The following is a 7,265-nucleotide window of genomic DNA, read 5'->3' as shown; positions in this document are numbered from 1 at the left end:
GGGAGGCTTTAAACCACAATTATTTAATTAACAATTAATAATTAATAATTCGGTACAGAAGTTACAATTCAAAATTATTCCCTGACTGAATTTGCCTATTTATCAACACTCACGCTCTATTTGCGTAGTGCTATATAACCTTAAAATCCTTCAGAAGATATTTGGAAGCTTTACTAAGTAAATATACTGGATATTGGTATAATTTTTGTTTGTAATATAAAAATTTAATTAAATTAATTAAATATTAAGAAATTATCCAGACCTGAGCCAAAGTAACCAAATTTTATTTTTTGGTCAAGAATGTATTTCTTGGTATCATGTCCACTGGTATCGTTTCTGTAAACCTAAGAATTAATATCTGTAGGAAATTTAAGTTTTTTCGTGCTTTTTTAGATAACTAAAGCCTTCTTCCTTACCCTTACCTTAAAGTAACGATCCTACCAGATATGACATGACCGCTCACAAATGTATAGCTCCTGAATTTTTATAGCTTAAATACCTTGAGCTAACAAATACTAATATGACTTGAGTGTAACAAGATAAACTGACATCTAAAGACAAGTTGTTTTAGTATAACTGCAATACCCAAATTGAGAAAAAATCACTATCTTGATAGGGCATACACATTAAATCGTAACAGAAATCAAATGAACAAACAAGTTAAATTGTTGCCAAATAAGGAAAAGTTGATTGAACAAGCTTTGGACATTTGCTTGGCTAAAATTCAAGCGGCGATCGCAGAACGTGGCCAATGTACCATAGCTTTAGCTGGTGGAAATACTCCAAGGCCACTTTATGAGTCCATAGCAACTCAAAATCTAGCTTGGGATAAAATTCATGTATTTTGGGGCGATGAACGTTATGTAGCTCCTGACCATCCAGATAGTAATCAAAAAATGGCAAGGCAGGCTTGGCTAGATCGAGTACCCATAACACCCACAAATGTTCATCCTATGGAAACAGGGGCAGGCGATCCAGAAGCAGATGCTGCTAGCCATGATGCTCATTTGCGAGAATTCTTTCAGGTCTCATCAGGGGTATTTCCTAGTTTGGACTTAATTTTACTAGGAATGGGAGGTGATGGTCATACAGCTTCCCTGTTTCCTTATACAGATGCCTTAAAAGTAAGCGATCGCCTAATTACCGTAGGCAATAAAGATGGCCAACCCCGATTAACTTTCACAGTTCCATTAATTAATCAGGCTCGTTGCGTAATATTTCTAGTTGCTGGTGCAGATAAACAAGAAGCATTAGACCAAGTATTTGCACAAAAAGCTGATGATATGAATTATCCCAGTCGTCTGATCCATCCCCAAGGGGAATTACACTGGTTAGTGACTGGTGTAAATATTTGAGCAGTGATTAATCTCCAAAAAATATAGGAGAACCAAATTATCAACTATTTTTGAGGTCAAAAACTAAAATATTTATGTTTATCTAAAGGTTGGTTAAAGACTCCCACTTTCCTGTAAGGAACCCAGGGGATAGGAAAACCAATTAATCTTGTGGTATAATCAACCAGGTTACAGAACAGCCCGGACGTATACGAATAGATAGGTTAACCCAAAAAGATTACCAATTTTGGAATACCGCATAAAGTATAGGTAGATTCTCCAGAGGAGAATCTCCACGAATGGGAAAGAGGAATAGTCACTTGAAATACTCCATACTTGAACTCAAAACATACAAAAAAAATTTTTTCTAAATAGACATCTCCAATAAAAAAAAATAAAATCAATTATCCCACAGAAATAATTAATTCTTTCCCTCTACTCCCTACTCCTTCTTTTCCGGAGATGTCTAATATTTAGGCTACTGGGCTAGGATTGTCTAGGGGAGCAGTCGAATCTGCGAGGTACTGTGGAGTGACCATAAAACCAAAAAAATGAAAAGACTTTAGAGGCAAGTGTACGAGAAGCAGAAAACCCTAATCAGTGATTGTTAGGAATTTCGCGTTGTGGCTCAAACACAACGTCCGGAGAATGTTAAAGTTGAGGTACTTTACTTATCTGGCCGATAGCAAGGAGAAGATAAATGATTGTCTGTCCTAATTGCAATCATCAGAATCCTGATGGAGCAAACCAATGTGAAGCTTGCTACACTCCCTTACCAGTAACTATAAATTGTCCTAACTGTGGGGCAATAGTTCAAGCCGATGCTGCTTTTTGTGGTCAATGTGGCTTCGATCTAAAAGTTATTGCTGGTACAGAGGAAGGTCAAGTTTCACCCCAAACAGATCCAGCAGTGATGCCCACTATAGTATCACCTGTGTCTGGTATCGATCCAGGTATGCCTTCGGAAAATATACCTGACCTAGATCCACCAGACCCATTAGTGACACCAGAACCTATAGTATCTGGTAAACTAAACTTAGAAAAATCTAGCAACCCTAATAGTCCCCTTGTTATAGAGGAACCGCCACAAACTATTAATGCTGTTAGTACACCTGTTGCTACCCCTGAAGTAAGTTCTCCATCTCCGATTGGGGGAAAAGCAATTCCGGCAAAGACCCAGTTGCAAAAACAGTCGGCCAAGTTGCTTCATATTAGAACAGATACAGATATTGAATTGCCAATTAATTTATCTGTGATTCATATAGGTAAACCCAATGACCGAATACCACCAGATATTGATGTTTCAGGATTTCCTGACTCGGAGGTAGTGTCTCGTACTCATGCTGATATTAGAGTAGAGGGAGATAGTTATTATATTGAAGATACTGGTAGTTCTAATGGTACTTATGTGAATAATACTCCTTTGACAAAAGGAGATAGACATAAGTTAAGAGCAGGCGATCGGATATCTTTGGGCAAAGGAGATTTAGTTTCATTCCTGTTTCAAATTTCTTAGCTCAAATTTAGATTATCAGTTGATTAAAATCCCTAGCTTCAGGTCTTTCCTATAATTAAGTTATTCCTGGAGAAGTCCGACATAATATTAGGGTTAAGCTACGGGACTTCAAAAAGTTAGAAATCACGAGTGTGTTGGCTCCCCGTTCTACAGGAAAGCCAGAAGTGAAAATTAGTGGGAGATTATTACTCGCCACTAATTTTCAACAGCTAAAATGAAATTTATCAAACAGGATTGGGTCACGCAACCCCGCTTTGATTGGCGAAATGTTGTTGGAGAGTTGCTCAAAATTGCTGTGATAAAAACAACTTTTGACTTTTGGTTTCTGACTTCTGACTTTGTTTTTGTTGTAGTTCATCTACCTAAAAGTCGCAATAAAAACTAAATAATCTACAATTGTCTCAGGTGTTCTACTAAAAATATTAAATAGCAAATGTGATTATACTAACACTGCTACATCCACTTCAGTCTATGCCAGTCAGAAGTTGGACTTTTGATCGTAAACCTATCATTAAGATTGGGCGTTGCTCAGATAATGATGTGGTTCTTTATAGTTCTGTAGTTTCTCGTTATCATGTTGAATTAAAAGCTAATTCTTGCGATTGGGAAATTATTAATTTAGGTAGCAATGGTACATACATTGATGGTAAACCAGTCAAGAAAGTTAAGGTAGTCAATGGGTTGATAATTAATTTGGCTCTTACTGGACCAAAAATTGCGATATATCTCCACGATCAATCAAAGGGAGTTAATTTGAAGCAAAGGCCAAATTCCCCCCTAAACAATGCTTTAGACAAATCTGAAACCCCCTTATTAAGGGCGATGTTTGATCGGAAATGTGAACAACAAAACTTGTTTGAAGATACAAAATATGAATAGATTACTTAATGAATAGTCTAATTTTTATGATAAGATTAATTTGACTGTTTTGTAACCTTTATTATCTCTTATATAGGCTTTATTACCCTTTGTGAAATATATAAATTTTTGATTTTAGGCAATGGAGAATAGGAAAGAGAAAAAGATTGTACCTCTATTCTTTAAAATTAGTTCTTACTTCTTCCTCCATCAATCTCTTTAATCAAAACTCTGTGTTAGGAGTAAAATTATGAATCAAATACCAGAGGTAATCAAACATAGTCAACTCTTAAATAGGTTAGTGCTTGACCGTGAAACAGTTGAAGATCAAGGTTGCATAGAAGAATTATGCCTCGATCCTCAATCTCATCAAGTTATAGGTTTTATCTGTAAGTCTGGTTTATTTCGTAAACAAAAAAAATATTTTGCTTGGAAACAAATTGAGACTATTGGCGCTGATGCTACTTTAGTTAATGGGAAACCACAACCAGATAATTTAGAAAAACACAATAATATTGTCAATATAATTGGTAATGAAGTTTGGACTGATACAGGAGAAAAAGTCGGTTTTATTGTAGAGTATCTTCTTAATATCAAAACAGGTGCAATAGTTAATTATTTTTTTAAATCTAATGGTTTGCTAGGTGTTTTGGATAGTGTTTATTTACTAGCACCAGAAGCAGTTTCTAGCGCTGGTAATAAACGAGTAATAGTAGTCAATAGTGCTATTGAAAATCCTCAATTTTATACTGGAGGGGTTGTGGAAAAACTAGGTTTACTTCAGAATTTTTTAAAAGCAGATTTAGTCAAAACTAGAGAACATATTGATATAGCACGAGGTGAGGCAAAAAAATTAGCTCTAGGATTTAAACAAAGAGCTAAAGTTGTGAAAAAACAAGCTCAAGAAAAAGCCCAAGTAGTCACAGAACAAGCTCAACAAAAAGTAGAAGATTTCCGAACTCAATCTAAAGAGAAAAAAAATAGAAAAACTCAGGCAACTACGGATGAATTTTCTACCAAAATTCAACAAGTAACAATAGAAGCTAAGGAAAAAATTGATGGAGTAAAGTCTCAAGGAATAAAAATTTTTAATTCCTCAAAATATGAGAGAGATAAAAATATAAATGATCGATAAAAATAGCTATAATTACAGATATTTTGAGGATTCTGAGGTACAATTTAATATCTGTTCTATATTCCCAGTAATCGCTATCCCCTAAAATATTAAAATTCTTATAAATATATTGAATAATTATAATAAGTGATTAGTTTAGCTTTATTACATCCAACTCAATTAGTTCCTGTTCAACATTGGAGTTGGGAGTCAAAATCATTAATTCGTATAGGCAGAGCAAGTGATAATGATGTCATAATTTACAGTGCTATAGTTTCTCGTTATCATGCAGAAATTTGGGAAGATTCATCTGGTTGGATTATCATCAATTTTGGTGTTAATGGTACTTATATAAATGATGAACCAATTATTCAAATATTACTAGCAAATGAGATGATTATTAGATTGGGTAGTGCTGGACCTAAAATTAAAATTTGGACTCAAGAATTAGCTTCTGAATTTGCGGATCAAAAAGATGAGTTATCTAAGAAAGAAATATTTGTAACTAATAAAAATTTTTCTCAAGATTCCTTTGACAATGAGGATACTACACAAATAGGTTTTGATTAATATCTGGCTGTGTATGGGAAGATGAAAATAAATTTTAATAGGTACTAGACAGCAGTAGGACAAGAACTTCCTCCTCTAAGATTCATCATCAATCAATTTTGCTATTTTGTAAACAATTCTATAAATAAAGATGCTATTATTTTTTCATAATCTTTATTTGTCATAGTTGTTTTTTGATTAGCTAGTATACTGATAAACCCAAGAATTAATTGTCAATTAATTATTTAATTTTTATTTTCTCATTCTTGATGCAATAGTATGCCGATCAACACCATATAGATCGGCAGCTATAGACATATTAAGCTCTAAATTTTCTAATTTTTCTAACTTATATTTTTTCCTTTTAGGTTTAGGTAGTTTAATATTTAAAGCATGAATAATTTCTTGAGCAACTGCTTTTGCTAATAGCGGTGGAACTGAATTACCAACTTGTCTAAAACCATGCCATTTTGTAATATGAAATCTAAACCAATCAGGATATGAATGTAGTCTTGCTGCTTCTCTAACTGTGATACATCTAGGTATAAATGGATGTATTGGTCTAGGAGAAGTATACGCACCTCTACTACTTGGTGTTCCTGCTCTAAGTGTATTACAAATACCGTTAGGATTAAGTCTATAAAAGTGACTTACTGGTTCAATTTTTCCGGGAGCTGTCGCACTAAATCTTGCTATCGATTTTGGTGTATGTCTTGTGCGTAAACTAGAGGTTAATATTGTCCGATCGTATTCACGTTTATAAGAATAATCATTATTCAAACGTCTAAAACTACGCAGTTTTTTTGCATATTTACTTGGTTTACCATAATCATTCTCTGCTTTTACCCAATCTATTTCTAATAATTCTGGATAATTTTCTACTTCTGGTAAATCCCCTATTGCATCCCAGACAGTTATATAGTTTTCTGATTTTTTATCTGTTTGAATTTGAGGATAATTTGGTAGTGTTAAACCATTTTGACATCCTAGCAAAAATAATCTTTCCCGATGTTGGGGCACACCATAATTAACAGCATTTAAAACTTGGTAAGGTTGTACTTGATAACCATTTTGAGAGAATTTATTGATGACTTCTTCTAGGAAAAATTTGTGTTTTCCTACAGTTAAACCTTTAACATTTTCGATGACAAAATATTTGGGTTTTAATTCCAAAACTAGACGCAAAAAATGAGAGATAAGTTCATTACGGGGATCGTCTAAAGCACGTTTTCCTATAGTAGAAAATCCTTGACATGGAGGACCACCAAAAATTACATCAATTTCTTTATTTGGAATATTTAATTTCTCTCTAATTTCATCCCCTGTTAGATCGACAACATTACGACATAATATTTGCCACAAAGGAAAATTGAATTGATGAGTAGCACAGTGAATAGGGTCTAATTCTACGGAAATAGGTATATCAAACCCTGCTTGTTCAAACCCAAGGGTCATACCTCCTGCACCTGCAAATAGATCGATACCAATTGGTCTTTGCATAGAAAATCTCAAGATTTACTATTAATCTGAATTGAATTGAATTGAACTTTTATTATTATATCAACTCCATTTTAACAGTTACCAAAACTCATATAATAAAATTAAATCATAAGATGTAAAATAATTATATTAAATTAGTTTCTTGTAGAAGTTTATAGTCTATAAAATCTTACTTTTAATTTCTATAAAACAGTATCAAGAGAAAAATATTAATAACAACAGTTAGGGATAATAGTTTGAGTTTATTAAGCATTGTTTATTCTGTTAACTTATACCAATTTGATCAAAGATGGTTACAGTAAAAAGAGATGCAACAGGGAAAAATCATATTTTAATTTTCCCTTACAGCGGTTTTCATATTAATAAACCACAATGATACTGACTCATTACTCCT

At 33.5% G+C, this 7,265-nt stretch carries 7 protein-coding genes; 6 read left to right on the top strand and 1 reads right to left on the bottom strand.

All coding sequences use genetic code 11. The annotated features are described in order from the left end of the window. The first annotated feature begins 647 nt into the window (after positions 1–647). The 6 genes from pgl (at position 648) to ACP6PL_RS28300 (ending at position 5,392) form a co-directional block, all read left to right on the top strand. A complete protein-coding gene (gene pgl / locus ACP6PL_RS28325; RefSeq protein ID WP_426548683.1) occupies positions 648–1,355 on the top strand; it encodes a 6-phosphogluconolactonase in 708 nt (235 codons plus the stop codon). Between the two features lie 679 nt (positions 1,356–2,034). Continuing rightward, entirely contained in the window at positions 2,035–2,850 is an 816-nt protein-coding gene (locus ACP6PL_RS28320; protein ID WP_426548681.1) for an FHA domain-containing protein, read from the top strand. Positions 2,851–3,064: 214 nt separating this feature from the next. Continuing rightward, a complete protein-coding gene (locus ACP6PL_RS28315; RefSeq protein ID WP_426548679.1) occupies positions 3,065–3,235 on the top strand; it encodes a hypothetical protein in 171 nt (56 codons plus the stop codon). A 50-nt stretch (positions 3,236–3,285) separates the two neighbouring features. Then, on the top strand, positions 3,286–3,729 hold the full coding sequence (locus ACP6PL_RS28310) for an FHA domain-containing protein (protein WP_426548678.1): 444 nt from the start codon (positions 3,286–3,288) through the stop codon (positions 3,727–3,729). Positions 3,730–3,958: 229 nt separating this feature from the next. Continuing rightward, a complete protein-coding gene (locus ACP6PL_RS28305; protein WP_426548677.1) occupies positions 3,959–4,843 on the top strand; it encodes a PRC-barrel domain-containing protein in 885 nt (294 codons plus the stop codon). A 126-nt stretch (positions 4,844–4,969) separates the two neighbouring features. Beyond that, positions 4,970–5,392 (top strand): FHA domain-containing protein, encoded by a 423-nt coding sequence (locus ACP6PL_RS28300; protein ID WP_426548676.1) that lies wholly within the window; start codon positions 4,970–4,972, stop codon positions 5,390–5,392. 231 nt (positions 5,393–5,623) lie between these two features. On the opposite strand, the gene ACP6PL_RS28295 is transcribed toward ACP6PL_RS28300, so the two are convergent. Beyond that, entirely contained in the window at positions 5,624–6,871 is a 1,248-nt protein-coding gene (locus ACP6PL_RS28295; protein ID WP_426548675.1) for a DNA cytosine methyltransferase, read from the bottom strand. Positions 6,872–7,265: the final 394 nt, after the last annotated feature.

Origin of the sequence: Dapis purpurea BLCC-M126 (genome assembly GCF_050015975.1) — a bacterium.
GTDB lineage: Bacteria > Cyanobacteriota > Cyanobacteriia > Cyanobacteriales > Microcoleaceae > Trichodesmium.
Note: the sequence above shows the minus strand (reverse complement) of the source record. Positions and strands in the feature narration are given on the sequence as shown.